This window comes from Janthinobacterium sp. BJB426 (genome assembly GCF_002735705.1).
Taxonomy (GTDB): domain Bacteria; phylum Pseudomonadota; class Gammaproteobacteria; order Burkholderiales; family Burkholderiaceae_D; genus Janthinobacterium.
Genome location: NZ_PDZL01000003.1, coordinates 338,410 through 364,227 on the forward strand (window position 1 = coordinate 338,410; position 25,818 = coordinate 364,227).

The 25,818-nt window shown below is 63.1% G+C and carries 18 protein-coding genes; 12 read left to right on the forward strand and 6 right to left on the reverse strand.

Features of this window, described 5'->3' with window-relative positions; all coding sequences use genetic code 11:
* Positions 1 to 7: 7 nt before the first annotated feature.
* The 7 genes from CSQ93_RS07045 to CSQ93_RS07075 are packed head-to-tail and all read left to right on the forward strand — an operon-like array spanning position 8 to position 9,191.
* Positions 8 to 1,423: an FAD-binding oxidoreductase gene (locus CSQ93_RS07045; RefSeq protein WP_199534294.1), complete on the forward strand. Its 1,416-nt coding sequence runs from the start codon at positions 8 to 10 to the stop codon at positions 1,421 to 1,423.
* A complete protein-coding gene (locus tag CSQ93_RS07050) occupies positions 1,420 to 1,848 on the forward strand; it encodes a DUF4124 domain-containing protein (RefSeq protein WP_158301159.1) in 429 nt (142 codons plus the stop codon). Before CSQ93_RS07045 ends, CSQ93_RS07050 begins: the two co-directional genes overlap by 4 nt.
* The gene (locus tag CSQ93_RS07055) at positions 1,836 to 4,427 is read left to right on the forward strand and encodes an FtsX-like permease family protein (RefSeq protein WP_099377417.1); all 2,592 of its coding nucleotides are present in this window, start codon (positions 1,836 to 1,838) and stop codon (positions 4,425 to 4,427) included. Before CSQ93_RS07050 ends, CSQ93_RS07055 begins: the two co-directional genes overlap by 13 nt.
* A complete protein-coding gene (locus CSQ93_RS07060; RefSeq protein WP_099377418.1) occupies positions 4,427 to 5,503 on the forward strand; it encodes a lipocalin-like domain-containing protein in 1,077 nt (358 codons plus the stop codon). The genes CSQ93_RS07055 and CSQ93_RS07060 overlap by 1 nt, the downstream gene beginning before the upstream one ends.
* Positions 5,504 to 5,539: 36 nt before the next feature.
* On the forward strand, positions 5,540 to 7,402 hold the full coding sequence (locus CSQ93_RS07065) for an ABC transporter transmembrane domain-containing protein (protein WP_099377419.1): 1,863 nt from the start codon (positions 5,540 to 5,542) through the stop codon (positions 7,400 to 7,402).
* A 12-nt stretch (positions 7,403 to 7,414) separates the two neighbouring features.
* Positions 7,415 to 8,089: a leucine efflux protein LeuE gene (leuE, locus tag CSQ93_RS07070; protein WP_099377420.1), complete on the forward strand. Its 675-nt coding sequence runs from the start codon at positions 7,415 to 7,417 to the stop codon at positions 8,087 to 8,089.
* 10 nt (positions 8,090 to 8,099) lie between these two features.
* Entirely contained in the window at positions 8,100 to 9,191 is a 1,092-nt protein-coding gene (locus CSQ93_RS07075) for a threonine aldolase family protein (protein WP_099377421.1), read from the forward strand.
* A gap of 81 nt (positions 9,192 to 9,272) precedes the next feature.
* On the opposite strand, the gene CSQ93_RS07080 is transcribed toward CSQ93_RS07075, so the two are convergent.
* Positions 9,273 to 10,706 (reverse strand): OmpP1/FadL family transporter, encoded by a 1,434-nt coding sequence (locus CSQ93_RS07080; RefSeq protein ID WP_099377422.1) that lies wholly within the window; start codon positions 10,704 to 10,706, stop codon positions 9,273 to 9,275.
* Between the two features lie 197 nt (positions 10,707 to 10,903).
* The gene (locus tag CSQ93_RS07085) at positions 10,904 to 13,630 is read right to left on the reverse strand and encodes a bifunctional diguanylate cyclase/phosphodiesterase (RefSeq protein ID WP_233516088.1); all 2,727 of its coding nucleotides are present in this window, start codon (positions 13,628 to 13,630) and stop codon (positions 10,904 to 10,906) included.
* 205 nt (positions 13,631 to 13,835) lie between these two features.
* Here CSQ93_RS07085 and CSQ93_RS07090 point away from each other — a divergent pair, with 205 nt between their 5' ends.
* Both CSQ93_RS07090 and CSQ93_RS07095 read left to right on the forward strand, forming a co-directional pair.
* Positions 13,836 to 14,810: a thymidylate synthase gene (locus tag CSQ93_RS07090; RefSeq protein WP_099377424.1), complete on the forward strand. Its 975-nt coding sequence runs from the start codon at positions 13,836 to 13,838 to the stop codon at positions 14,808 to 14,810.
* A complete protein-coding gene (locus CSQ93_RS07095) occupies positions 14,810 to 15,853 on the forward strand; it encodes an SMI1/KNR4 family protein (RefSeq protein WP_099377425.1) in 1,044 nt (347 codons plus the stop codon). The genes CSQ93_RS07090 and CSQ93_RS07095 overlap by 1 nt, the downstream gene beginning before the upstream one ends.
* On the opposite strand, the gene CSQ93_RS07100 is transcribed toward CSQ93_RS07095, so the two are convergent.
* From CSQ93_RS07100 to CSQ93_RS07115, 4 genes are all read right to left on the reverse strand, one after another.
* The gene (locus tag CSQ93_RS07100) at positions 15,850 to 18,123 is read right to left on the reverse strand and encodes an outer membrane beta-barrel family protein (protein WP_099377426.1); all 2,274 of its coding nucleotides are present in this window, start codon (positions 18,121 to 18,123) and stop codon (positions 15,850 to 15,852) included. The genes CSQ93_RS07095 and CSQ93_RS07100 overlap by 4 nt on opposite strands.
* Before the next feature lie 197 nt (positions 18,124 to 18,320).
* Positions 18,321 to 19,664 carry a VWA domain-containing protein gene (locus CSQ93_RS07105; protein ID WP_099377427.1) on the reverse strand — a complete coding sequence of 448 codons (1,344 nt, stop codon included), beginning with the start codon at positions 19,662 to 19,664 and terminating at the stop codon, positions 18,321 to 18,323.
* Positions 19,665 to 19,673: 9 nt separating this feature from the next.
* Positions 19,674 to 20,927, reverse strand: coding sequence for a TerD family protein (locus CSQ93_RS07110; RefSeq protein ID WP_099377428.1), 1,254 nt, complete (start codon positions 20,925 to 20,927; stop codon positions 19,674 to 19,676).
* Between the two features lie 243 nt (positions 20,928 to 21,170).
* Complete coding sequence (locus CSQ93_RS07115) at positions 21,171 to 21,746, reverse strand: TerD family protein (RefSeq protein WP_034784423.1); 576 nt, start codon at positions 21,744 to 21,746, stop codon at positions 21,171 to 21,173.
* A gap of 218 nt (positions 21,747 to 21,964) precedes the next feature.
* Between CSQ93_RS07115 and CSQ93_RS07120 the strand changes: the two genes are divergently transcribed.
* The 3 genes from CSQ93_RS07120 (at position 21,965) to CSQ93_RS07130 (ending at position 25,714) form a co-directional block, all read left to right on the forward strand.
* A complete protein-coding gene (locus tag CSQ93_RS07120) occupies positions 21,965 to 22,729 on the forward strand; it encodes an alpha/beta fold hydrolase (RefSeq protein WP_233516089.1) in 765 nt (254 codons plus the stop codon).
* A complete protein-coding gene (locus tag CSQ93_RS07125; RefSeq protein ID WP_099377430.1) occupies positions 22,726 to 23,211 on the forward strand; it encodes a dihydrofolate reductase in 486 nt (161 codons plus the stop codon). The genes CSQ93_RS07120 and CSQ93_RS07125 overlap by 4 nt, the downstream gene beginning before the upstream one ends.
* Before the next feature lie 238 nt (positions 23,212 to 23,449).
* Entirely contained in the window at positions 23,450 to 25,714 is a 2,265-nt protein-coding gene (locus CSQ93_RS07130) for an arginine/lysine/ornithine decarboxylase (RefSeq protein WP_099377431.1), read from the forward strand.
* The last annotated feature ends 104 nt before the right edge of the window (positions 25,715 to 25,818 follow it).

Sequence of the window (25,818 nt, forward strand, 5' to 3'; positions counted from 1 at the left end):
CAAGTCCATGACTGACCAAACAGATTTTCTCGCCGCCTGCCGCGACCTGCTCGGTGACGCCTACGTACTCACCCTGGACGCCGACACGGCGCCCTTCCTCACCGACTGGCGCGACAGGTTTACGGGCAAGGCCCTGGCCGTGCTGCGCCCCGCCACGGTGGAGCAGGTGGCCGGCGTGCTGCGCGCCTGCGCGCAATGGCAGATTCCCGTCGTGCCGCAAGGCGGCAACACGGGCCTGGTCCTGGGCAGCATCCCGGACGCCGCTGGCACGGCCGTCGTGCTGTCGCTGGCGCGCCTGAACAGCATCCGCGCGCTCGATCCCGTCAACCGCACCATCACGGTGGACGCGGGCTGCATTTTGCAAACCATCCAGGAAGCGGCCAGCGCCGCCGGCTGTCTGTTCCCCCTGTCGCTGGCGGCCGAGGGCAGTTGCACCATCGGCGGCAACCTGGCGACGAACGCAGGCGGCACGGCCGTGCTGCGCTACGGCAATACGCGCGAGCTGTGCCTGGGCCTGGAAGTGGTTACGCCGCAAGGCGAGATCTGGAGCGGCTTGCGCGGCTTGCGCAAGGACAATACCGGCTACGATTTGCGCGACCTGTACATCGGCGCCGAAGGTACCCTGGGGGTCATTACCGGCGCGGTGATGAAACTGTACCCGCAGCCGAAAGCCTGCATCACGGCGCTGGCCGCCATGCCCTCGCCCGCCCACGCCCTGCGTTTATTAAGCCTGATGCAGGACCATTGCGGCGCCAGCCTGACGGGTTTTGAATTGATGTCGCAATACTGTTTGCAACTGGTGGCGGAACAGTTCCCGCAGCTGCCGCGGCCTTTCGCCGAGGCGCATGGCCAATATGTGCTGCTCGAATTATCGAGCAGCCAGTCCGAGGCGCACGCCGTCGAATTGCTGGAAGTGAGCATCGGCGCGGCGCTGGAAGATGAGTTGATCGAGGACGCCGTCGTCGCCAGTTCCGTGGCGCAGTCCGAGGGACTATGGCAGCTGCGCGAGCACATCCCGCTGGCGCAGGCGCAGGCGGGTAAGAACATCAAGCACGATATCTCGCTGCCGATTTCCTGCATCGCCGATTTCATCAGCGTCACGGATGCCGCATTGGCAACGGCCTTCCCCGGCTGCCAGCTCGTGTGCTTCGGCCACCTGGGTGACGGCAACCTGCATTACAACGTGGCGCCGCCCGCCGGCATGACGGACCGTGACTTCCTGGCCAATCAGGATGCCATCAATCGTATCGTGCACGACCAGGTCCACGCATTTGGTGGTTCCATCTCGGCCGAACACGGTATCGGCGCCCTGAAAAAGGACGACCTGGCGCGTTATAAATCGCCGCTGGAACTGCAGCTGATGCGCGCCGTGAAGCAGGCGCTGGACCCGCAGAACATCATGAATCCGGGGAAGATATTGTGAGATCGCCATCCCTCCTGCTCTGCGCCATGGCCTTGCTGGCCGGTTCCGCCAGTGCGCAGGACGTCTACAAATGCGTGAAGGATGGCCAGACCAGCTATAGCGCCACGCCATGCACGGGCGGCCAGCTGCAAATCCTGGAGGTGCCCGCACCGCCGCCTGCCGTCGACAAGGGCGCGGCCACGCGCCAGGAGCGGGTGGCGAGCCAGCTGGAAGCGGCACGCAAGAAACAGGAAACACTGGAAGACCAGGCGCGCGAGCGGGCCGCCAAGCAGCTTGAGGCGCGCGACAAGCACTGCGCGCAGCTGCGCCTGGAACAAAAATGGGCGGCGCAGGACGCCGTTGGCGCGGGCGACAAGAACCGCGATGCGGCCCAATTGAAAGCGCGGCGCGCCGGCGAACGCCTGGCCGTCGAATGCTTGAATTGAGTGCGCCGGCAGCAAATCCCGCGGGCACGCGCCTGCTGTCGCGCTGGCTGCTGCTGGGCGAATGGCGCGCGCATCCCGTGCGCGCCCTCGTCGCCATCCTCGCCATCGCCATCGGCGTGTCGCTGGGCTTTGCCATCCATCTGATCAACGCGGCCGCCTTCAACGAATTTTCCACGGCCGTCAAAAGCCTGTCCGGCCAGGCCGATGTGCAGGTGGCGGGGCGCGAAGCGCTGTTCGACGAATCCATCTACCCGTGGCTGGCGCAGCACGACGGCGTGGCCGTCGCTTCGCCCGTGCTGGAACTGCAAGCCACGGTGGCCGGCAAGAAGGACGGCGGCCCGCTGCACATCCTGGCGCTCGACGTCTTCCGCGCCGGCTTCATCTCGCCCGACCTGATCGGCGCACCCGCCGAAGGCCAACCTTTCGACACCCTGGCCGACGACGCCGTCTTTCTGTCGCCAGCCGCCTTGCGCTGGCTGGCTGTCGCCGAAGGCGGCCAGGTGGCCCTGCAATCGGGCACGGGCACGGTAGCGCTGCGCGTGGCCGGTTCGCTGCAGCGGGCGCGCGCCGGCCAGCGCATCGCCGTGATGGATATCGGCGCGGCGCAGTGGCGCTTCAACAAACTGGGCAAGCTGTCGCGCATCGACTTGAAACTGCGCCAGGGCGTGAACCGCGACGCCTTCCAGGCGGATCTCGCGCGCACACTGGAAGTGCAGTATCCGGGCCGTTTCCAGGTGGGCCAGCCGAATGACGAAAACCAGAATAGCCGCAACAATAACCTCAGCCGCGCCTACAGGGTCAACCTGACGGTGCTGGCCCTCGTCGCCCTGTTTACGGGCGCCTTTTTGGTCTTTTCCACGCAGGCCCTCTCCGTCATCCGCCGCCGCGGCCAGTTCGCGCTGCTGCGCGTGCTGGGCATGGAACGGGGCACACTGCTGCGCCAGGTGCTGCTGGAAGGCGCCAGCCTGGGTATCGTCGGCGCGGCGCTGGGCATCGCCGGCGGTTATGTCATGGCGGCCGTCGCCCTGCGCTTCTTCGGCGGCGACCTGGGCGCAGGCTATTTCGCGGGCGTGCAGCCGCAGGTGCAGTTCACGCCCGTCGCCGCCTTCGTGTACTTCGCCCTGGGCCTCGGTGTCGCCTTGCTGGGTTGCGCCGCGCCCGCGCTGGAAGCGGCGCGCGCGGCACCCGCCATCGCCCTGAAATCAGGCAGCGAGGAAGTGGTGACGACGCGCCTGGCCAAGACCTGGCCTGCGCTGGCTTGTCTGCTGCTGGCCGGCGCCTTGACGTTCCTGCCGCCCGTGTTCGAACTGCCCCTGTTCGGCTATCTATCCATCGCCCTGCTGCTGATCGGCGCCATCGCCCTGATGCCGCAGCTGGCCGCCGTCGTCTTCCGCTTCCTGCAGCGCGCCTGGCTGCGCACGGACACCAGCGCACACGCGCCCGTGCGCAGCCTGACCCTGGCCCGCCTGGCGAACGCCTCGGGCCAGGCCGGCATCGCCCTCGGTGGCGTGCTGTCGAGCTTTAGCCTGATGGTGGCAATGGCCATCATGGTGTCGAGTTTCCGCGTTTCCGTCGACGACTGGCTGCTGCAGATCTTGCCGGCCGACGTGTATGCGCGCACGACCGCCAGCGCTGGCACGGCAGGCTTGAATCCGCGCGAACAGGCCAGCATCACCGCCCTGCCCGAGGTGGCCAGGGTGGATTTCCAGCGCGTGCGTTCGCTGTCGCTGGCGCCCGACCGCCCGAACGTGGCGCTGCTGGCGCGCCCCGTCAATTTGCCAGACCCGGGCAAGAGCATGGTGCTGGTGGGCGACACGCTGCCCGTGCCAGCGGGCGCGAAACCTGTCTGGCTGTCCGAAGCGGCGGCCGACCTGTACAACGTCAAACCGGGCCAGCAGATCGCCCTGCCGCTGGCGGGCGGCCTGCACACCTTCTTTGTCGCCGGCATCTGGCGCGACTACGCGCGCTCGTCCGGCGCCATCCAGATGCCGCTGGACGACTACCGCGCGCTGACGGGCGACCTCGATGTCAGCGATGCGGCCCTGTGGCTGGCCAAGGATGCCACGGGCGACGCGCTGCAGCAACGCCTGAAAGCGCTGCCGTTTGGCGCCAGCCTGGAAGTGTCGAATCCTTCGACCATCCGCGCCCTGAGCCTGCAGATTTTCGACCGCAGCTTCGCCGTCACGTATCTGCTGGAAGCCATCGCCATCGTCATCGGCCTGTTCGGCGTGGCCGCCACGTTCTCGGCGCAAACCCTGGCGCGCGCCCGCGAATTCGGCATGCTGCGCCACGTGGGCGTGACGCGCGGGCAGATCTTGTCCATCCTGGCGCTCGAAGGCGGCGCGCTGACGGCGCTGGGCATCGCCACCGGTTTTATCCTCGGCCTGTTGATCAGCTTTGTGCTCGTCTTCATCGTCAATCCGCAATCGTTCCACTGGACCATGCAGCTGCACCTGCCGTGGCCCTTGATCGCTACCGTGGCCGCCGCCCTGCTGACGGCGGCCGCCCTCACAGCCCTCATCGCGGGCCGCCAAGCCCTGTCCGCTAGCCCCATCCGCGCCGTCAGGGAGGACTGGTAATGCGTCGTTTGACTCTTTTACTCGCGTTCTGCAGCGCCGCCGCCATCGCCGCGCCGCCCGCCTTCGCCCCCGTCACGCCACTGCCGGCCGGCCAGACCCTGCGTCTGCCGCACGACTTCGGCGCCCATCCCGCGTACAAAACGGAATGGTGGTACGCCACGGGCTGGGTAAAAACCGCCGGCGGCGAGCAACTGGGCTACCAGGTGACCTTCTTTCGCAGCGCCACGGCCACCGATGCGGACAACCCCAGCGCCTTTGCGCCCAAGCAGCTGATCATCGGCCATGCGGCCCTGTCCGACCCGAAGGTGGGCAAGCTGCTGCACGACGAGAAAAGCGCGCGCGAGGGCTTCGGCCTGGCCTACGCCAAGGTGGGCAACACGGACGTGAAGCTCGATGACTGGCGCATGCAGCGGCAGGCGGACGGCAGCTACCGGGTCAGCCTGGCCGCGCGCGAATTCAGTTTGCAGTTGACCCTCGCCCCCACGCAGCCCGTGCTGCTGCAGGGCGAAGGCGGCTACTCGCGCAAGGGCGCGCGGCCCGCGCAATCGAGTTACTACTACAGCGAGCCGCAGCTTGCCACCCGTGGCACGATCGCGCGCGCGGGCGGCAAGCCGGAAGCCGTGACGGGCACCACCTGGCTCGATCACGAGTGGTCCAGCCAGGTGCTCGATGCGAACGCCAGCGGCTGGAACTGGATAGGCGCCAACCTCGACGGCGGCGGCGCCCTGATGGCCTTCCAGATCCGCAGCAAGACAGGTGCTAAACTATGGGCGCACGCGACATGGCGCGATGCGTCCGGTAAGATGACGCAGTTCGCCCCCGGCGACGTCGATTTCACGCCCACGCAGCTGTGGCGCTCGCCCCGCACGCAGGCCGAATACCCGGTCGCCACAGAGATCCGCACGGGCGCCACGCGCTGGCACATCAAGCCTTTGCAGCCGGACCAGGAACTCGATTCGCGCCGCTCGACGGGCGCCGTGTACTGGGAAGGCGCCGTGACGGTGGAGCGCGACGGCCAGCCGGTCGGCCGCGCCTACCTGGAAATGACGGGCTACGTGCAGCCGATGAAGTTATAAGCAGTACAAAATACAGTAAATACTAAGCGAAAAACAATGACAACCAGCACAGAAACAGGCAGTACGAGTACAGCAACCGCCGCAAGCACCGCACCGACTCCCGACACCGGCACCAGCCGCGAACTAAAAAAAGGCAGCCTGGCCGCCTTCAAGGGTTTGATGCCCTTTCTGACGCCGTACCGCAAGCAGTTCTTCCTGGCCGGTATCGCGCTGGTGGTGGCCGCCGCCTCGACCCTGGCCATTCCCGCCGCCTTCAAGCAGATGATCGACCTCGGTTTCGGCGGCGCGGCCGGCTCCAAGAGCATCCAGCACGTCGACCTGGTCTTCCTCGCCCTGTTCGGCGTGGCGTCCATCCTGGCGCTGGCCACGGCGGCGCGCTACTACACGGTGTCGTGGCTGGGCGAAAGAGTCACGGCCGACATCCGCAGCGCCGTGTACCGCCATGTCGTCACGCAAAGCCCCGCCTTCTTTGAAACGACGCAGACGGGCGAAGTCCTGTCGCGCATCACCACCGACACGACCCTGATACAGGCCGTCGTCGGCACCAGCATCTCGATGGCGCTGCGTAATGTACTGCTGTTCCTGGGCGGCCTGGTGATGCTGTTCGTCACCAGCGCCAAGCTGGCCGGCATCATCATCGGCCTGTTGATCCTGGTCGTCGTGCCCATCATCGTCTTTGGCCGCCGTGTGCGCAAGCTGTCGCGCGATTCGCAGGACCGCATCGCCGACGCCTCGGCCATGGCCGGTGAAATCCTCAACGCCATGCCCACCGTGCAGGCGTTTACGCACGAGAAAATCGAATCGACACGCTTTGGCGACTCCGTCGAAGGCGCCTTCATGACGGCCATGCGCCGCATCCGTGCCCGCGCCTTGCTCACCATGATCGCGATTTTGCTGGTCTTCGGCACCATCGTCTTCGTACTGTGGCTGGGCGCGCGCGCCGTGCTGGAAGGCTCGATGACGGGCGGAGATCTGGGCCAGTTCATCCTGTACGCGTCCATCGTGGCCGGCGCCATCGGCGCCTTGTCGGAAGTGATGGGCGAAGCGCAGCGCGCCGCCGGCGCCACCGAGCGCCTGCTGGAACTGATGGCCGTCAAATCGGAAATCGAATCGCCTGTCACGCCGCTGCCGCTGCCCGCGCGCGCCGCCACTGGCGCCGCGCTGTCGCTGGACGATGTCATGTTCTCGTATCCGTCGCGCCCGGACACCCACGCGCTCGATCACGTCAGCCTCGACATCCGCGCCGGCGAAACGGTGGCCGTCGTCGGCCCTTCCGGCGCTGGCAAGACCACCCTGTTCCAGCTATTCCTGCGCTTCTATGACCCGCAAAGCGGCAGCATCCGCCTCGATGGCGTCGATATCAAGCAACTGGAACTGCATACCCTGCGCGACGCCATCGGCATCGTGCCGCAAGATACCGTGATCTTCTCGGCCGACGCCATGGAAAACATCCGCTACGGCCGTGCCGGCGCCAGCGACGAGGAAGTGATCGCGGCCGCGAAAATGGCGGCCGCCCACGAATTCATCGAGCGCCTGCCGAACGGCTACAAATCCTTCCTCGGCGAACGGGGTGTGCGCCTGTCCGGCGGCCAGCGCCAGCGCATCGCCATCGCCCGCGCCCTGCTGAAAAACCCGCCGCTGCTGCTGCTCGACGAGGCGACCAGCGCGCTGGACGCGGAATCGGAACGCCTGGTGCAAAAGGCGCTGGAAGCGGCCATGGTGGGCCGCACCACCGTCATCATCGCGCACCGCCTGGCGACAGTGCAACGGGCCGACCGCATCATCGTCATGGAAGACGGCAAGATCGTCGAGACGGGCACGCACGCGTCGCTCGTGGCCCTGGGTGGCATTTACGCCAACCTGGCTGCCCTGCAATTTCATCACGTACAACTCAACTAAACACGACTCGCCATGAACGCCTTATTCCACGCCAACCTGGGCATCACCGATTTCTGGACCTTTTTATTGGGAACGATCTTCATCGTCATCCTGCCCGGCCCCAATTCCATGTATGTGCTGTCGGTCGCCGCCCAGCGTGGCGTGCGCCCCGCCTATCAGGGCGCCTTCGGCATCTTCGCCGGCGACCTGATTTTGATGGTGCTGTCGGCCTGCGGCGTGGCCTCGCTGCTGAAAGCCAGCCCGGCCCTGTTCTACGTGGTGAAATACATCGGCGCGGCCTACCTGGGCTGGATCGGCCTGCAAATGCTGATAGGCTGCTGGAGCAAGCTGCGCGCGCCCGCACCGGCCGACGGTGAAGCGGCAGCCGTACCTGCCCCCGTCAAGGAAAGCGACCCGTTTCGCAAGGCCCTGATCATCAGTCTGATGAACCCGAAAGCCATCCTGTTTTTCATTTCCTTCTTCATCCAGTTCGTCGATCCGGCCTTCCCGAATCCTGTGCTGTCCTTCATCGGCCTGGGTCTGATCTGCCAGGTGATCAGCTTTACCTATCTGACGGCCATCATCTTTGTCGGCGCCCGCCTGGCCGAGACCTTCCGCCGCCGTCGCCGCCTGTCGGCCGGCATGGGCGGCGGGGTCGGCGCCATGTTCATCGGCTTCGGCGCGAAACTGGCCACGGCCACACTGTAAGGAAAACACCGTGAACGAACTTGAGCTGCGCCAGCACTGCCATACCGTCCTGCCGGGCCACCGCCAGCCCACGCCAGCAGCCACCTTCGCCGCCATGGCCGCCTGGTGCGAAGCCAACGATGTTGCGCACGATACCTATGGCGACGGCGCGCTGATCGAACAGTTCGAGAACAAGATCGCCAGCCTGCTCGGCTTCGAGGCGGCCGCGTTCTGCATCACGGGCACCATGACGCAGGTCACCGCCCTGCGCCTGGCGTGCCAGGACCGGGGTTCGCGCCTGGTGGCGTTGCATCCCACTTCGCACATCCTGCGCCACGAGCGGGGCAACCATGAATTGCTCGATCACTTCAAGGGCTTGATGCTCGGCGACCCGCACCGTCCGTGGACGGTGGACGACTTGCGCGCCGTGCCCGATGCGCTGGGCGCCGTGCAGCTTGAACTGCCGATGCGCGAAATCGGCGGCCAGTGCCCATCGTGGGAGGACTTGAGCCAGATCAAACGGCACTGCCACGAGCACAATATTCACCTGCACATGGATGGCGCGCGCCTGTGGGAAGCGCAAGCGGGTTTCAAGCAACCCCTGCCCGCCATCTGCGATGGTTTTGATTCCGTGTATGTGTCGCTGTACAAGGGCATCGGCGGCCTCGGTGGCGCCATGCTGGCCGGCAGCCGCGGCTTTGTCGAACGGGCGCGCGAATGGTTCCGCCGCCAGGGCGGCAATATCGTGCACCGCACGCCCTACGTGGTGGCCGCGGCCATGCAGTTCGACGCGCGCATGGCCGCCATGCCGCAGTATTTTGCACGTACGCAGTGGCTGTACGCGCTGCTGCGCGACTTCCCGTCAATAGCCGTCAATCCCGCCCAGCCGCAGGCCAACATGTTGCATCTGCACTTGCCCGTCTCGCGCGAGCGGGCCATGGCCATCCGCAACCAGCTGGCCGCCGACCACGGCATCTGGCTGTTCAGCCGCGCCAGCCACGCAGCGCTTCCCGACCACAGCGTGGTGGAATGGTATGTGGGAGACCAGTTGCTGGAACTGCCGGACGACAGCGTGCGGCATGCCTTGCGCCTGCTGGATCAGGCCATGCACGCCAGGGCTTAATCGACAATCGTGACACCAAAAAAAAGCGCCCGAAGGCGCTTTTTTCATTTCATGGCGGCCGGGTCGGCCGCCACTACCTGCTTAGAACTTGTAGTTATAAGCGAGACCGATCAACTGCATGCGGGTCTTGAACAGGCCCTTGGTGGTTTCACCGTTGCCGGTGCAGCCAGGGGTCACCGGCGAGCAGTCATTCTTGTAGTTGACAGTGGCATCCTTGAAGTCGATATAGCTGTAGGCCAGGTCGAGCGAGGAATTGGCGTTCAGCTTCCAGTTCGCGCCGATCGAGTACTGCATGCGGTCGCTGTCCGGCAGGGCTGGATGACGCAGTTCGGCGCTGCGCACTGGCGCCTGGTCATGCGCGATACCGGCGCGCAGCAGCAGGTTTTCGCTGTACTTGTAGTTGGTGCCCAGCGATACGCGGTAGGTGTTCTTCCACTGCTGGCGGATGCGCTCCGGGCCTTCGGCCGTCGGCGGGAACTGGATATCCAGGTTTTCCAGGCGCGAAGTGCGGGTCCAGGTGACGTCACCCATCAGGGCCCACTTGTCATCCATCTGATGGAAGGCATTGACCGACAGGGTTTCCGGCGTACGCACTTCCACCAGCGCCTTGGAGTTAACCTTGCCCGATGCGGCGCTGATGAAGCCATTCACGGCGGCATTGTTCGACACTTGCGAGAAGTCCCAGATCGTGTCGCCTTTCAGCTTGTGCGAAATCGACGAACGGTAGGAAATACCGAAACGCGTACCTTCATTCATCTGGTACAGATAACCCAGATTGAAGCCGAAGCCCCAGTCATCGCCATCCATCGAGGCATGGCCATCCTTGGCGCCCTTCAGTGCGGCGCCAGCTGCCTGCGCGGCGGCCTGGCCCTGCGTTTTGGCGATATTGGTCAGGAAGGCTGTCGATGCGGCTGGCGCGTGCTGGGCCAGGAAGGCCACGGAACCCGGCACGTCGACTGCCTGGCCCAGTTCCGCCTTCATGTGTTCAGCGGTGACGCCGAAACCGAAGGAGTGGTGTTCATTGACCTTGAAGGAAACAGAAGGATTCAGGGCGATGGCTTCGAGCTTGATGTTGGTGATCGCATAGCGGCCGCTCCAGTCATTGCCGTAATCGAGCTTGGCGCCGTATGGCACGAACAGGCCCATGCCGACGGTCCATTGGTCATTGACCTTCTTACTGGCATACAGGGCTGGTGCGAAGACGGCGTCCGGCGCGTAGTCCTTGGTCGTGCCGCCCGGCGTGCGGCCGGTGAAAGTCCTCGAACCCGTGTCTTCATAGGTCGAATGCGGTACCACCAGGGTGCCGCCGCCCATGAACTGCGTGCCTTCCAGGCGCGACAGGCCGGCCGGGTTGTAGAAAATGGTCGAAGCGTCGGCCGCTTCGGCGCCGCTGGCATCAGCCGTGCCCTGGGCGGACACGCTTTGCGAACCGAAACGGTAGCCCGATGCTTGTGCGGTGGAGGAAATGCCGGCGAACGCGGCAACGATCAGGAGGGGCAGATATTTATGTTTCAAGTTGGTCTCTCTTTATTATATGAAGGTCTTCGGCACACTATCGCGGGCGTCTCAAGCTGCCCCGTCTTGCACTTTTCTTGCCGCCGTGAACTCCAATTCACTGACGGCATGAGCGAAGCATATAATATTTTTTAGAAAAAAGCGAACGTTCGCTCTTTTATTGAAACAGCGTTGTTTTCCTCGCCAGTCGCGACGTTCTACAGCGCCAGCGCCGGGGCTGGAAGCGGTATCAGAAAGCGCTGATGCATCAGCGACAGCATCTGTTCGGCGGGTACGGGACGCGAAATGAAATAGCCCTGCACCTCATTGCATTGCAGCGCGCGCAGGATGTCGAGCTGCTCGCGCGTCTCCACCCCTTCAGCCACCACGCTCATACCCAGCGCATGCGCCATCGACAGGATGGCGCGCACGAACACTTCGCCCTGCTCCGAGCGGCCCAGCTCCATGGTGAAGGCGCGGTCGATCTTCAAGCCATCCATGGCGAACTTCTGCAGCTGCGACAGCGAAGAGTATCCCGTGCCGAAATCGTCGACCAGCAGGCGCACGCCCAGCGCGCGGATGGCAGACAGCTGCTCCACAGCGCGGTTCTGTTCATCCATCATGGCCGATTCCGTGATTTCCACCTCGATCAGCCGCGCATCGATGCGGTGGCGCGTCAGGGCGGACGCCAGCACCTGGTGCACGTCGCCGCGGCCGAACTGGCGCGCCGAGACGTTGATGGAGACGGGCACCAGTTCCAGTCCGCTCGCCTGCCAGCGCGCCATCTGCAGGCACACCTTTTCGATGACGACTTCGCCCAGCTGCGAAATGAGGCCGCTGCTCTCGGCCACGGGGATGAATTCCAGCGGCGGCACCATGCCGTGCTGCGGATGGTGCCAGCGCACCAGCGCCTCCATGCTGCACAGCTGCCCGCTCATGGCGTCGACGCGCGGCTGGTAGACGACGAGGAACTGGTCCTGCTCCAGCGCCGCCACCAGGCTTTGCTCGAGTTCGCGGCGGTTGCGGATGGTTTCGAACAACTCCGGCTGGAAGAAGCGGTGATGGCCCTTGCCCGCCACTTTCACGGCGTACATGGCGATATCGGCGTTCTTCAACAACACTTCCGTCTCGGCGCCATCGCGCGGATACAGGCTGATGCCGATCGAGGCGCCCATCTTGTGGCGTTCGCTGCCCAGGTAAAACGGTTCGTCGAAGGCGATGGCGATGCGCTGCGCCACCTGTTCGGCGCGGCTGTCGTCTTCCACCGGGTCGAGCACGACGACGAATTCATCGCCACCGAGGCGCACCACGTGGTCGCCCGGCCGCAGCACGGCCTTCAGGCGCAGCGAGGCGGCGCGCAGCACCTTGTCTCCCTCGGCGTGGCCCTGCGTATCGTTGATATCCTTGAAGCCGTCCAGGTCGATGAACAGCAGCGCCAGCATGTGCCGCGCAATGGCGGCGCGGCCCAGGGCGCCGGGCAGGAATTGCTGCAGCCAGTAGCGGTTGGGCAAGCCCGTCAAGCCATCTTCATTGGCCAGGCGGCGCAAGTCGCGCTCGTGCTCCTTGGCCGTGCTGATGTCCTGCAGGGTGACGGCCAGGCGGTCGCCGCTGCGCACCAGGCGCCGGCGTATCCAGCGCAGCTTGAACGGGTTACCTTCCGGCAACTCGATTTCTTCCTCGGAAAAACCGGAGACCATGGCAGCCCGGTAATTATGGATCAGGTCGCGGAAATACGGCTCGTGGGCGCGCGACTGCAGGCGCATGCCCAGCAACTGTTCGCGGCGCACGCCAAAGTAGCCGGCGCCCGGCTCGTTGCAATCGACGATCTCGAAATCGAGGATGCTGCCATCCGTGCCGCGCAGGGCGGCGATGATATAAAAGCCGTCGCTCGTGCCTTCGGTGGCCATGCGGTAGGCATTGCGCACGCCTTCGGACTGGTGGTGGCGCCACGCCAGGCGCAGCGACAGCACGGTGGCGACGGCGGCAAAAGCCAGCAGCAGCAAGGTGACGGCCAGGGCGATGCCGAGATAAATCGTGCGCGTTTCCTCGTAGGGATGCAGCATTTCGCCATCCGACAGTCCGACCACGGCCGTAAACGGATAGGCTTTCAGCGCCTGCCAGCCCACATAGCGATTTTGCTTGTCGGAAAAAGCGATTCGGCCGCCCGAATGCAGGGCGCCGCTCTCCGTTTCCAGGAAGCTGGTGTCGAGAAACGGCGTGCCCTGGGCGTTCTGGGTCGGCAGCACGCGCGAGCCGAGGCGCGTGCTGAACAGCTCGCCCTCCTCGCCCACCATGGCGGACATGCCGAACTTGCCAAAATTGACACTGTTATAGAATTCGGAAAAATAGCTGGAATGAAGTGAAATCAGCAACACGCCGTCGAAATTGCCATCCTCGTCTTCCAGCCGGCGCGTGAAATGCACGAGGCTGTCGTCGGGCGCCGTGGCCTCGCTGCCTGCATTGGGCGCATTGGGCGCGTTGGCCGCATTGGCCCGCCCCAGCGCAATGCGCAGCGCGCTGGAATTGCTGCGCCAGTGGCGCAACAGGAAATCGCTGCGCTCGTTGACGCGCAGGCGCTGCAGCGGCGCCGTGGCCGTCACGGGATGGCCCTTGCGGTCGAGGATGGCGACGATGGCAAATTGCGGCAAGGCATACATGCCCTGCGTCTTCAATTGGTCGAGACGCAGGTGGCCGCGCGAGTTTTCCCACTCGTACTTGAGCTGCAAGGTCAGCTGGTCCATCTGCTCCAGGGTGCGCAACAGATACTGGCCATACGCTTTCGACAACGAAGACACGCTGTCGAGCGCCTGCTGCTGCGCCACCTTCTTTTCCGCCTCCAGTTGCAGCAAGGTGGCCGTCCACAGCACCGCGCACAGGACCAGGCCCAGCAAGGGCCAGGCCAGGATCAGGCGCAGATTAGCCTTGAGAAAATCGGCCCTGCTCATCTCCACCACGGCGGCGTTATTATTATTTACAAATTGTCGCAAGAACATGGTGCAGCATCTGCCGTTTCTATGTATTTCTTTAAGGACACACAAATTACCACAGAGTCATGTTTGCAGGTAAGGCAGCAGCGTAATTATGTGTGTGGGCCGCGGCCCGCCTGTCGCGCCTGCGTTACAATCACCATCCTTACCGTTGGAGAAATACATGCAGCAATATCAAGATTTGATCAAGACCGTGCTCGAAACGGGCAGCTGGCAAGACAACCGCACGGGCATCCGCACCCTGAGCGTGCCGGGCGCCATGATGCGTTTCGACTTGGCCAACGGCAACTTCCCTGCCGTGACGACCAAGAAACTGGCTTTCAAATCCGTGATCGGCGAATTGTGCGCCTTCCTGCGCGCCTCGCGCAACGCGGCCGAGTTCCGCGCGCTCGGCTGCAAGGTCTGGGATCAGAACGCCAATGAAAACGCGCAATGGCTGGCCAACCCCTACCGTGAAGGCGAGGATGACCTCGGCCCCGTGTACGGCGTGCAATGGCGCCAGTGGCCCGCGTACAAGCTGCTCGACGCCGACCAGCCAGCGCAAATTGCCGACGCACAAGCCAACGGCTTTACCTTGATCGCCCCCATCGCCGAAGACGGCGTGCAAAAAGTGCTGCTGTACAAGGCCGTCGACCAGTTGCGCGAATGCCTGGACACCATCATGACGAACCCGGGCAGCCGGCGCATCCTGTTCCACGGCTGGAACCCGGCCGTGCTGGACGCCGTCGCCCTGCCCGCCTGCCACTTGCTGTACCAGTTCATCCCGAACGCCAGCACGCGCGAAATCTCGCTGTGTTTATATGTGCGCAGCAACGATATCGGCCTGGGCACACCGTTCAACATCGCCGAAGGCGCCGCCCTGCTGCACCTGGTGGCGCGCCTGACGGGCTACACGCCGCGCTGGTTCACGTATTTCATCGGCGACGCACACATCTATGAAAACCACCTCGACATGGTGGAAGAACAATTGAAGCGCACGCCCTTCCCGGCGCCGCGCTTCGTCATTTCCGACCGCGTGCCCGACTACGCAAAAACGGGCAAGTACGAGCCGGAATGGCTGGAAAAGATCGAACCGTCGGATTTCTCGCTGGAAGGCTATGAACACCATGCGCCCATCAAGGCGGCGATGGCCGTCTGATGGCGGTCACAGCACTCGCCGCCCTGCACCGCAAGCTGTTTGACGAAACGGATGGCAGCAAGTTTGCCCGGCTGAAAGAACGCCTGCTGAAAAAACATGCCGCGGACGACCGCCTTGCCGTGCTCGATATCCTGACGGCATATGCGCGCGATGGGCAACTGCTGCACTGGCGCAGTTTTTTGATGAGCGATATCGTGCACCTGGTGGAAGGCAGTCAACATGCGGCCTTTTTCGCCTGGGCACTGGAACAGCCCGCACTGGCGTACTGGGCCGTCGATGGCTTGCTGAAAAGTACAGGCGTGGACGCGTATGCGCCCCTGGTCGCGCTGGCAGCGTCCGGCGCCACCAGCCTGGACGTGCGCGCCAAGGCGATCAAGAGCCTGGCCGTGTTCAGCCGCCAGCCGTTTGACCAGGGCTTGCCATCCGATCCCGGCCACTGGAAGGCAGAGCAGTTGCGACTAAGCGCCGTGCTGGCCTGGCAAGCGGATGGCTACCCGGACGGCGCAGGCTACAAGGCGCCCGCCAGGCATTACTCGCTGGCCCAGCCGCTGTCGCGCCTGGAAAAGACAGCCGCCTTCCTGGAACGACAACTGGCGCTGCGGCGCCAGCGCGAACAGGACCTGGCGCAACCGTCGAACTGGCTGACACTCGCCAGCGCCGAGGACATGGCCGCCATCGACGCACACTGGGTATTGCCGGAGATATACCGCCGCTTCCTGGAATGGTATTCGCCGCTGCGCGTGCATGTCGATGGCAAGCGCTTTCCCCAGGGACTGCACCTGTACGGCGCGGCGCAGCTGGTGAAGGCCCAGCACGGCTACTCCGTCCATGCCGTGCACCAGCACAACATCGCGGGCTGGCCGCCGAAGCTGGTGGTGATTGCCGATGCGGGCGGCGACCCGTACTGCGTGCCTCTGGAAGAAAGAAGCATCGACGGCGACTTGCCCGTGTACCGCGCCACCCATGGCACGGGCGAATGGCGCTTTGAGCTCCATACGGACGATTTCATCGACTTCCTGAACGAAATCGCGCTGGCGGTCTAGCCTGCTTCGCCTCCCGGTCCGCCCGGACCGGGGCCGCCTGGCCCGCCTGGCCCCCGTCCGCCCGGCGGAGCGAAACGCGGTTCACGCTCCCCCTCTTTCGCCGCCGACGTGGCACCGCCCAGGCGGTACGACAGCCCCACATAAATCATGCGCCCATCGAAGCGCCGCGTGCTCGTTTCGCGCAGCGAGGCGCTGTTGATGACGGTTTCCATCTTGTTGCTGCTGAACACATCGGTCACATTCATGACCAGGCTCAACTGCGGCGTCACCGTGTGGCGCCAGCTCACATTCAAGGTGTTGTTCGGCGAGCGATAACCCTGTCCCGACAGCATCTTGCCTTGCATTTGCAGGGCCAGCTGCAGCTGGTTGGCGGTGTTGAACTGGTAATTGAGGCGCGCGCGGCCGCTCAGGGCATTCGCCGTGCGCGTGCTGCGGTTGCCCAGGTCGTCCGAGCTCGTTTGCTGGCTGCGCGCCAGGTTGCCGCTCGTGTTCAGGGTCAAGGATGGCGTCAGCTTGCCGCTGACGCTGAATTCCAGGCCGCTAGAATGGCTGCCTTCGCCGTTTTCCCGCGTGGTCAAGAGCACATTGTCGCTGATAAAGTAGCGGTAATCGACGATGGCGTCCGTGTCGCGCCGGTGGTAGGCGCGCAAGCTGCTTTCCAGGCCCGCGATTTTCGTTTCATAGCCGATCTCGAACGAATCCGTCTGTGTTGGTTTCAGCTTCGGGTTGCCGGCCGACACATTGAACTCGTCGCGGTAGACCACGTACGGGTTCAGGTCGCCCGCATTCGGGCGGCGGATGCGGTGCGCATAGCTGAAGCGCACATTGCTCTCGTCGCTGACCTTGTAGGTGGCGAACAGGCTGGGGATGTAATTGACGTAATTGTTGCTGGCCTCGACGCTGCTGGTGATCTGGCGCACGTTCAAGTCCGTGTATTCGGCGCGCAGGCCGGCCAGCGCGCCCCAGCGTTCGTTCAGGCGCATCTGGTAGGAGCCGTACAGCGCGATGGTGCGCTCGTCGAGCTCGAAACGGTTGCTGCGCATGGGGTTGACGGTTTCCGCCAGGCTGGCCGGGTTGATGTCCGTATATAAAGTGTCAAAACTGCTCTTGTTGTCAGCCACCTTGTAGCCCAGCTTGGCCGTGCCGCCCGCCAGCGGACGCTCGTAGTCGCCGCTGAAGTCGACGATGCGGTTGCCCGTCTCGCTATGCTGGCGCGCGCGGCTGTCGAAAGCGTTGACGGGCGTCACCGCGTAGGTATTGGCGTAATCGCTGTCGCTCTCGTTGGTCGACGAGGACACGCGCAAGTCGATTTTGAGGGTTTCGCCCGGCAATTCTCCCTTGTGGTCGTAGCGCGCGCCCCAGCTGTAGTTGCGGCTGTCGCCGTTGCGCACGGTGCTGCGCACATAGTCGCCGATGGTGCTGCCCGTGCTGTCGCCATTGATGTAGCGGTCGAGCGAGCGCTGGTCGTTGCTGCGCCCGTTATATGACACGCTGGCGGCCAGCGTATCATTGGCGTTCAGATTGTAATTGACGGTGCCGTGCAAGCCCAGCGAGTCATTCAAGCCATTGTTGCTGGATTGCTGGCTGCTGGGGGCGAAAGCGCCCGTGTCGCGTTCCAGGCGTTCGCGGCTGACCTCGCCCACGGAATTGCGGCCGTCATGGCGCACATTGATGCCGCCCTGGTAGCCCCACGGACCTTCGTTGTAGGTGCCGGACACGGCACTGTTGTAGCGCCCCGCGATACCGGCATTCGCGTTGACGGTGGCAAAGCCGCCCGGCTTGCGGTTGCGCTTCATCACCAGGTTCAGGATGGGACCGCCACCGGCTTCGTTGCCGAACTGGGCGCCGGGATTGTTGATCACTTCCACGGACTCGATATCGTCGGCCGCCATGGCGTTCAGAGTAGCGCCGCGCGAATCGCCCTGCAGCATGGCCGACGGCTTGCCATCGATTAATATCTGCACATTGCTGCTGCCGCGCAGGGACACGCTGCCATCGGGGTCGACGGCGACGGACGGCACATTATTCAAGGCATCGGCCGCCGTGCCATTGCTGCTGCCCACGTCGGACTTGACGTCGTAGACTTGCCGGTCGATGCGGCCCGTGGGGCGTTCAGCCGTCACACTGACGGAAGGCGTAGATTCAGCCGCGGGCGCCTTGGCTGGTGCGGGTTTGACGACGGTATCGCCAGTGACAGTTTGCGCCTGGACGGCGGCGCCGGAGACGAGCAGGCTGCCGCCCGCCAGACAGTGAAAGAGGATTTTATGCATTTGCTTAAAAAATAATCGAGACGCTACGGATGAGGCACTACGCCGCAGCGTGAGGGCACATGTGTGGGCACATTCAAAGCATGCCACGATTGCAAGGAGCAAAGCAAATGCGAACCATTGTTATTTACTTCAATTTACAAATCTCTCGCACTTGTGGTCATACAGCCTCATCCGATGAACTTTGCGCTACCGTTACGCTAGCTGAGCAAGCCATTGCCGCGCGCCAATTTCAGCCAGCCCGGATACTCCGTCATCAACAAATCATACAGTTCCGCATCGCTGTGCTCATCGGGCGAGCTGACGGAAAAGTAATTGGCATTGTCGACCAGGCGGCCCTGCAATTCGTCGAGCTTTTCCAGGAAGGGGAAGTCGGAATCGGCGAAGGCGGCGAGGAACTTGCTTTTCGATTTGCGCCCCTTGCCGATGCCCATGAATTGCCAGAAGATCGGTTCATTGCTGGCCCAGCGCAACTGTTTCTCCGTCGTCGCCTGGTCGCTCGTGCCGCCATCGGTCACGAACATGACGTACACGGGCAATTCGGCGGCGACGGGCCGCGTGCGCTCGCCGCCAGCAGAGTCGGGGAAATAAAACGCGCGTATCGCCTGCATGGCGGCGCCATAGCGCGTATCGCCTTCCAGCGGATGGCGCTGTATCGCCTGGCCCACGTAGGTATTGCAATTGCTTAAAGCCATGGGCGCCGGATGGTGGACGTTCTTGCCGAAGAGGAAAACATCGATCTCGCCATCGTCGTCGAACTTGCAGCCCAGGGCCAGGATGCGTTCGGCAAAGCGCTGCACCAGCCCTTCTTTATATAACCGCCCCATGGAGCCGGAAATATCCAGGCATAAGCAGACCTTGGCGCGATGCTCCGATAGTCCCACTTTTTGCAGGGACACGCCCGCCTGCTTGACCAGGCTGACCAGTTGCGGCGCTTCCCGTTCGACCCGTTTTTCCAGGTTGATCTTCGCCTGCATGACGGCCGACGCCGCCGCAGGGGTGGCAGCAGCGGCAGGCACGGCCTGATCGACTTCGCCGCCGAAGTGGCGCACCAGCGCATCGAGCCCCCCATTGAAACCTTGCCCCACGGCCATGCAGCGCCAGCCGCCATCCTTGCGGTAGAGTTCAAGCAGCATGACGGCTTTTTCTTGCGCAAAATCAGATCCCGCGAAGGCGAAGCGCGCCAGCTCGCGTCCGCCTGCCTGCAGGCGCACGTGGCCAGCCTGCAGCTGCGACATCACGCCGCCGCCATCGATGGACGCCGTCACGACGAGGCGGTCTATGCCGGCCGGCAAGCGCGCCAGTTGCAAGGCAAACTCGGCCATGTCGCCGCCACTGCCCGCGCGCGCCTCCACGCCGCCGCACGGCGTGCGCGGCTGGTTGAAAAAGGTCATGTAGCGCTCATCGGACAGTTTTCCGTTGGCATCGAGGCCGAAACAGGCCACGTCGAGCGCCAGGCCCTGCGCGGCCACGCCGATCTGCAATACGCCATCGGGAACGAGATTGGCCAGCGGCAAGCGCTGTCCCTTGGACAAGGTTTCCATCAGTGCCTCCTAGGCGATATAGCGGCGTGGATTGTCCGCATTGCAATCATCTTCATCTTCCTTGTCCTCGCCCTTGAAGACGACGGGACCGTTGAAGGCCAGCTGCAGGTTCTCGCCCTGCCAGCTCAGCCAAGGCGTCGCTTCGCTGCCCGGTTCCGACGTCTTGCCGGACGGTTCAAGGATGATGCTGTCAGGCGTGATGCGCGCCATGCCGATCACATAGGTGTAGACGGAATCGTCGTCGGCCGCCTTGGACAAACGAAAATCGAACGCGCACTCGACGATCTGTTCACCGTATTGCATGACCATCTTCGGCCGCATGGAAGCGACGGACACGGCGCCGTTGGCCACCGCCGAATACACGCTGAAGACGAGGCCCACCGTGCCGCCGTAATGTTGCGCCAGCGCAGGATTGACTTCCACCGTTTCCGTGGCCGGCTCCTTGCCCGATGCGCCCGCCACATCGCCCAGATGGCGCACGAAAGGCATGGCGTCAAAGTTGCCGGGCGTATCGGGCGCCTGGATGAAGCGCATCTGGCCATTCGGCAAGAGGATGCCGACTCTTAAATCGAGGTCGTCGTTGTCGTCGTCGCCATCGCCGTTATCTACCCAGGTCGCCTTGACGGTGAGCTTGCTCGGCGCGCCGGCGCCCTTTTCCAGCGACACCTTGTGCGTCTGGCCCGCCTTGGTCAGCGAGATTTTCGACAGGGAAATTTTGGGCGACGGCGCCGGTTCCTCGACCGCCTGCGCCACTTCGCCGCCGAAATGCGCGACCAGCGCATCGAGGCCGCCATTGAAACCCTGGCCCACGGCCATGAAGCGCCAGCTCCCGTCCTTGCGGTAGAACTCGCCCAGCATGACGGCTTTTTCTTGCGCAAAATCAATACCCGCATACGCGTAGCGGGCCAGCTCGCGCCCGCCGTCGAGCAGGCGCAGATGGCCGCTGCCCAGCTGCGCCATGGTGGCCGCGCCATCGATGGCAGCCGTGACGACCAGGCGCTCGATGGCAGCCGGTAAACGGTCCAGCTGATAGCTGAAACCGGCCGCATCGCCGGACGGCGCCGCCGCTTCCACGCCGCCGCAGGGCGTGCGCGGCTGGTTGAAGAAGGTCATGTAGCGGTCGTCGGACAGCTTGCCGTTGGCATCGAGGCCGAAACAGGCAAAGTCCAGCGGCACGCCAGCGCTGGCGAGACCCAGTTGCACGACATTGCCCGTGACGAGGCCGGACAGCGCCAGGCGCTGCCCCTTGATCAGGTTTTCCATGCGATTATTTATTCAGGTGTGGGAGCTTCGGACAAGGGCTCAAGGCAAGGCCCGTCGTCCGAAGACAGTACGAATGTACAGTCAGTCCATGGCGGAGCAACGCCGCCATGGACTGACGTTCTGGGTTCTATACAAAGCTAAAAGAGCTTCGGACAACGGTTCAGGGCAAGGCGCGTCACCGAAGACAGTACGAATAGTACGGCGAGGTGACGCAACGCGGCCATGGGCCGTTTTCCGGAGCTCTTAGGCGTTAATGCCGAAGGAACGTGCCAGTGGGCCCAGGCCGCCTTTGAAACCTTGGCCAATCGCCTTGAATTTCCATTCGCTGCCGGCACGGTAGATTTCACCGAAGATCATGGCCGCTTCCGTCGAACCGTCTTCCGACAGGTCGTAACGGGCGATTTCCGCGCCGTTGTCGCCGTTCAGGCAGCGGATATAGGCCTTGCCGACCATGCCGAAGTTCTGCTTGCGGTTTTCCGCGTCGTGGATGGTGACGGCCACGGCAATCTTGTCGATGTCGGCCGGCACGTTGGCCAGGTCGACGGCAACTTTCTCGTCGTCGCCATCGCCGCCGCCCGTCGTGTTGTCGCCCGCGTGGACGATGGAGCCGTCAGCCGACTTCAGGTTGTTATAAAAAATGAAATCGGCATCGGAACGGGCCTTGCCATCCGTTTTCAGCAGGAAGGCGCTGCCGTCCAGGTCGAACGCGGCGCCATCTGTGGCGCGCGGGTCCCAGCCCAGGCCAATCACGATTTTCTTCAAGCCAGGAGCTTCCTTGCTCAGGTTGACATTGCCGCCTTTTTGCAAACTGATCGCCATGGTGTTTCCTCTTTAATGTGGGGGTTGCATTCGGTGTTTCAGGTCACGTCGCCGGCACGCCGGCTTGATGAGCCATGAGCCTACCATAAAGTTCCGGCTTGCCAGCCGCGCACTATTGAAAATAATGCCATGCGGAAAATATCGTGCCGCTGCCCGGATGTGCAAAATGACGGATAATGCCGCTCGACAAAAATTTTCACTATCACCAAGGTTTGTCCTTGAACAAGATACGACTCGACTGTATTCCTGGCACCCTGTGCGACGAGCGCCTGTGGTCGCGCCTGGCACCTGCCTTGGGCGACGCCATTGATCTGCAGCACGTGCCCCTGCACCAGGCGCGCACGCGTCCGCAAATGCAGCAGATGATCGCCAGCCACAGCGCGCCGCAAGCCCATCTGGTGGGCTTTTCGCTGGGCGCCTACCTGGCGCTCGAACACGCGCTGGCGCACCCGCAGCGCGTCAAGTCCCTCACTTTGATCGCCAATTCGGCCAAAGGTTTGCTGCCGGCGGAAATCGAAGCGCGCCAGCGCATCGTCGCCATGCTCGAGCGCAATGCCTATGCGGGCATCACACGCCAGCGCCTGCGCGAACTGCTGCACCCGTCGCACCTGGACGATGTCGCCATCACGGGCCTGATCCAGCAGATGGGGCTGGACCTGGGCAAGGACGTGCTGCTGGCGCAATTCATCACCACCATAGCCCGCCCCGACCTGATGGCGCGCTTGCCGGAACTCGCCTTTCCCGTGCTGATCGTGGGTGCCGAAGACGACAAGCTCGTCAATCCCGACGATCTGCGCGCCATGGCGGCCCGCCTGCCGCAAGCCACCCTGCACCTGCTGAAAGACAACACCGGCCACATGATTCCGCTGGAAGCGCCAGGCGCGCTGGCGCAAGCCATGCGTGCGCATCTGGAGGCTGCCGGCAATATCAACGATAATGACGGGCATCGGGCCTCGCCCCCACCTTTTTCACCGAACCAATGAGCCATTTGACCATCATCGTCGCCACCGACCAGCAAGGCGGCATCGGCATCGACAACACCCTGCCGTGGAAATTGCCGGAAGACCTCGCGCATTTCAAGCGTCTGACGACGGGCCACCCCATCCTCATGGGCCGCAAGACCTTCGACTCCATCGGCCGCCCGCTGCCGAACCGCCGCAACATCGTCATCACGCGCAATCCGGACTGGCGCCACGAGGGCGTGGAAGCCGTGTCGTCGGTGGAAGCGGCCATCGCGCTGCTGGACGGTGCCGAAGGCTATGTCATCGGCGGTGCCGAAATCTACAAGCAGGCATTGCCCCTGACACAGCGTTTGATCATCACGGAAATCGGCCAGACGTTTGACTGCGACGCTTTTTTCCCCACCGTTGATCATGCCGTGTGGCAAGAAACTGCGCGCGAAGCACATGTTTCGGAGAAATCCGGCCTGCCTTACGCCTTTGTCACCTTGCAACGCAAAGCCTGATAAGGTTGAGAGTTATTGACAGAATGTTGCTGTAATACCCCTGTCACACCGTTGCGTCACGCTAGCGCAAGCTTGTGACGCTGTAGGGTGATATTTTTTTCCCGCAGAGGCCGCATTTCTGCGAGAATCCCGTTCTTATTTTTTTTATGTGGCTACCGGGTTGCACTACCGCCTGAAGTCGCGCCCTAGTCCGCCCCTCCACATAAGTCAGGGGCGGCTTGCTTTTTTGGAGACATGCATGAAATTTCGTTTCCCTATCGTCATCATTGACGAGGATTTCCGTTCTGAAAATACGTCCGGCCTGGGCATTCGCGCCCTTGCCGCCGCAATGGAAAAAGAAGGCATGGAAGTGCTGGGCGTGACCAGCTACGGCGATTTGTCGCAATTTGCCCAGCAACAATCGCGCGCGTCAGCCTTCGTGCTGTCGATCGACGATGAAGAATTCGGCGGCGGTTCCATTGAGGAAACCGATCATGCCTTGAAATCGCTGCGCGCTTTCGTCGAAGAAATCCGCTACAAGAACGCCGACATCCCTATTTACCTGTACGGCGAAACGCGCACCTCGCGCCATATTCCGAACGATATCCTGCGCGAACTGCATGGTTTCATCCACATGTTCGAAGATACGCCGGAATTCGTCGCGCGCCACATCATCCGCGAAGCGAAGTCCTACCTGGACGGCCTGTCGCCGCCATTTTTCCGCGCACTGGTGCACTACGCCAATGACGGCTCCTACTCGTGGCATTGCCCCGGCCACTCGGGCGGCGTGGCTTTCCTCAAATCGCCGATCGGCCAGATGTTCCACCAGTTCTTCGGTGAAAACATGCTGCGCGCCGACGTCTGCAACGCCGTAGAAGAACTGGGCCAGCTGCTCGACCATACGGGCCCTGTCGCCGCGTCGGAGCGCAATGCCGCGCGCATCTTCAATGCCGATCATTGCTATTTCGTCACCAACGGTACGTCGACCTCGAACAAGATGGTATGGCATTCGACCGTGGCGCCCGGCGACATCGTCGTCGTCGACCGCAATTGCCACAAGTCAATCTTGCATTCGATCATCATGTGCGGCGCCATTCCCGTGTTCCTGATGCCGACGCGCAACCACCTGGGCATCATCGGCCCTATCCCGCTGCATGAATTCACGCCGGAAAGCATTGCTCGCAAGATCGAGGCGAACCCGTTCGCGCGCGAAGCGAAGAACAAGAAGCCGCGCATTCTGACCATCACGCAATCGACTTACGATGGCGTGATCTACAACGTGGAAACCCTGCGTGAGATGCTGGATGGCAAGATCGACACCCTGCACTTCGACGAAGCGTGGCTGCCGCACGCCACCTTCCACGATTTCTACAAGAATATGCACGCCATCGGCAAGGACCGTCCGCGCGCCAAGGAATCGATGATCTTCTCGACCCAGTCCACGCACAAATTGCTGGCCGGCCTGTCGCAGGCCTCGCAAATCCTCGTGCGCGAATCGGACACGGTCAAGCTGGACCAGGACGCCTTCAACGAGGCTTACCTGATGCACACGTCGACGTCGCCGCAGTACTCCATCATCGCCTCATGCGACGTGGCCGCGGCCATGATGGAAGCGCCGGGCGGCACGGCCCTGGTGGAAGAATCGATCATGGAAGCGCTCGATTTCCGCCGCGCCATGAAGAAGATCGACCAGGAATGGGGCCAGGACTGGTGGTTCCAGGTCTGGGGTCCGGCCACCTTCAACGACGAAGGCATGGGCCAGCAGGAAGACTGGATGATACGCGCCGAGGATGACTGGCACGGCTTCGGCGACCTCGCTCCCGGCTTCAACATGCTCGACCCGATCAAGGCGACCATCGTCAATCCGGGCCTGTCGTTGGACGGCCAGTTCGGCGACACGGGCATTCCCGCGTCCATCGTCACCAAGTATCTGGCCGAGCACGGCGTCATCATTGAAAAATGCGGCCTGTACTCGTTCTTCATCATGTTTACCATCGGCATCACCAAGGGCCGCTGGAATACCCTGTTGACCGCCTTGCAGCAATTCAAGGACGACTACGACAAGAACCAGCCGATGTGGCGCATCCTGCCGGAATTTGCGGCGGCCAACCCACGCTACGAAAAAATGGGCTTGCGCGACCTGTGCCAGCAGATCCACGATTTCTACAAGGCCTACGACGTGGCGCGTCTGACGACGGAAATGTATCTGTCCGACATGATCCCGGCCATGAAGCCGTCGGACGCGTTCGCCAAGATGGCGCACCGCGAAATCGAGCGCGTGGCCATCGACGAACTGGAAGGCCGCATCACGTCCATCCTGCTGACGCCGTATCCACCGGGCATCCCACTCTTGATCCCGGGCGAGCGCTTCAACAAGACCATCGTCGACTACCTGCGCTTCGCACGCGACTTCAACGAGCGCTTCCCCGGCTTCGAGACGGATGTGCATGGCCTAGTGAAACGCGAAGTCGATGGCAAGCGTGGTTATTTTGTTGACTGCGTAAAATTGGACGAGAACGTCTAAAGACGTCGTCGTTCCATAAATTACGGTCATGAACGCCGCCTGATGCAAATCAGGCGGCGTTTTTCATTTGATGACTACCGCGCACGCTTGCGCCAGATCAAACG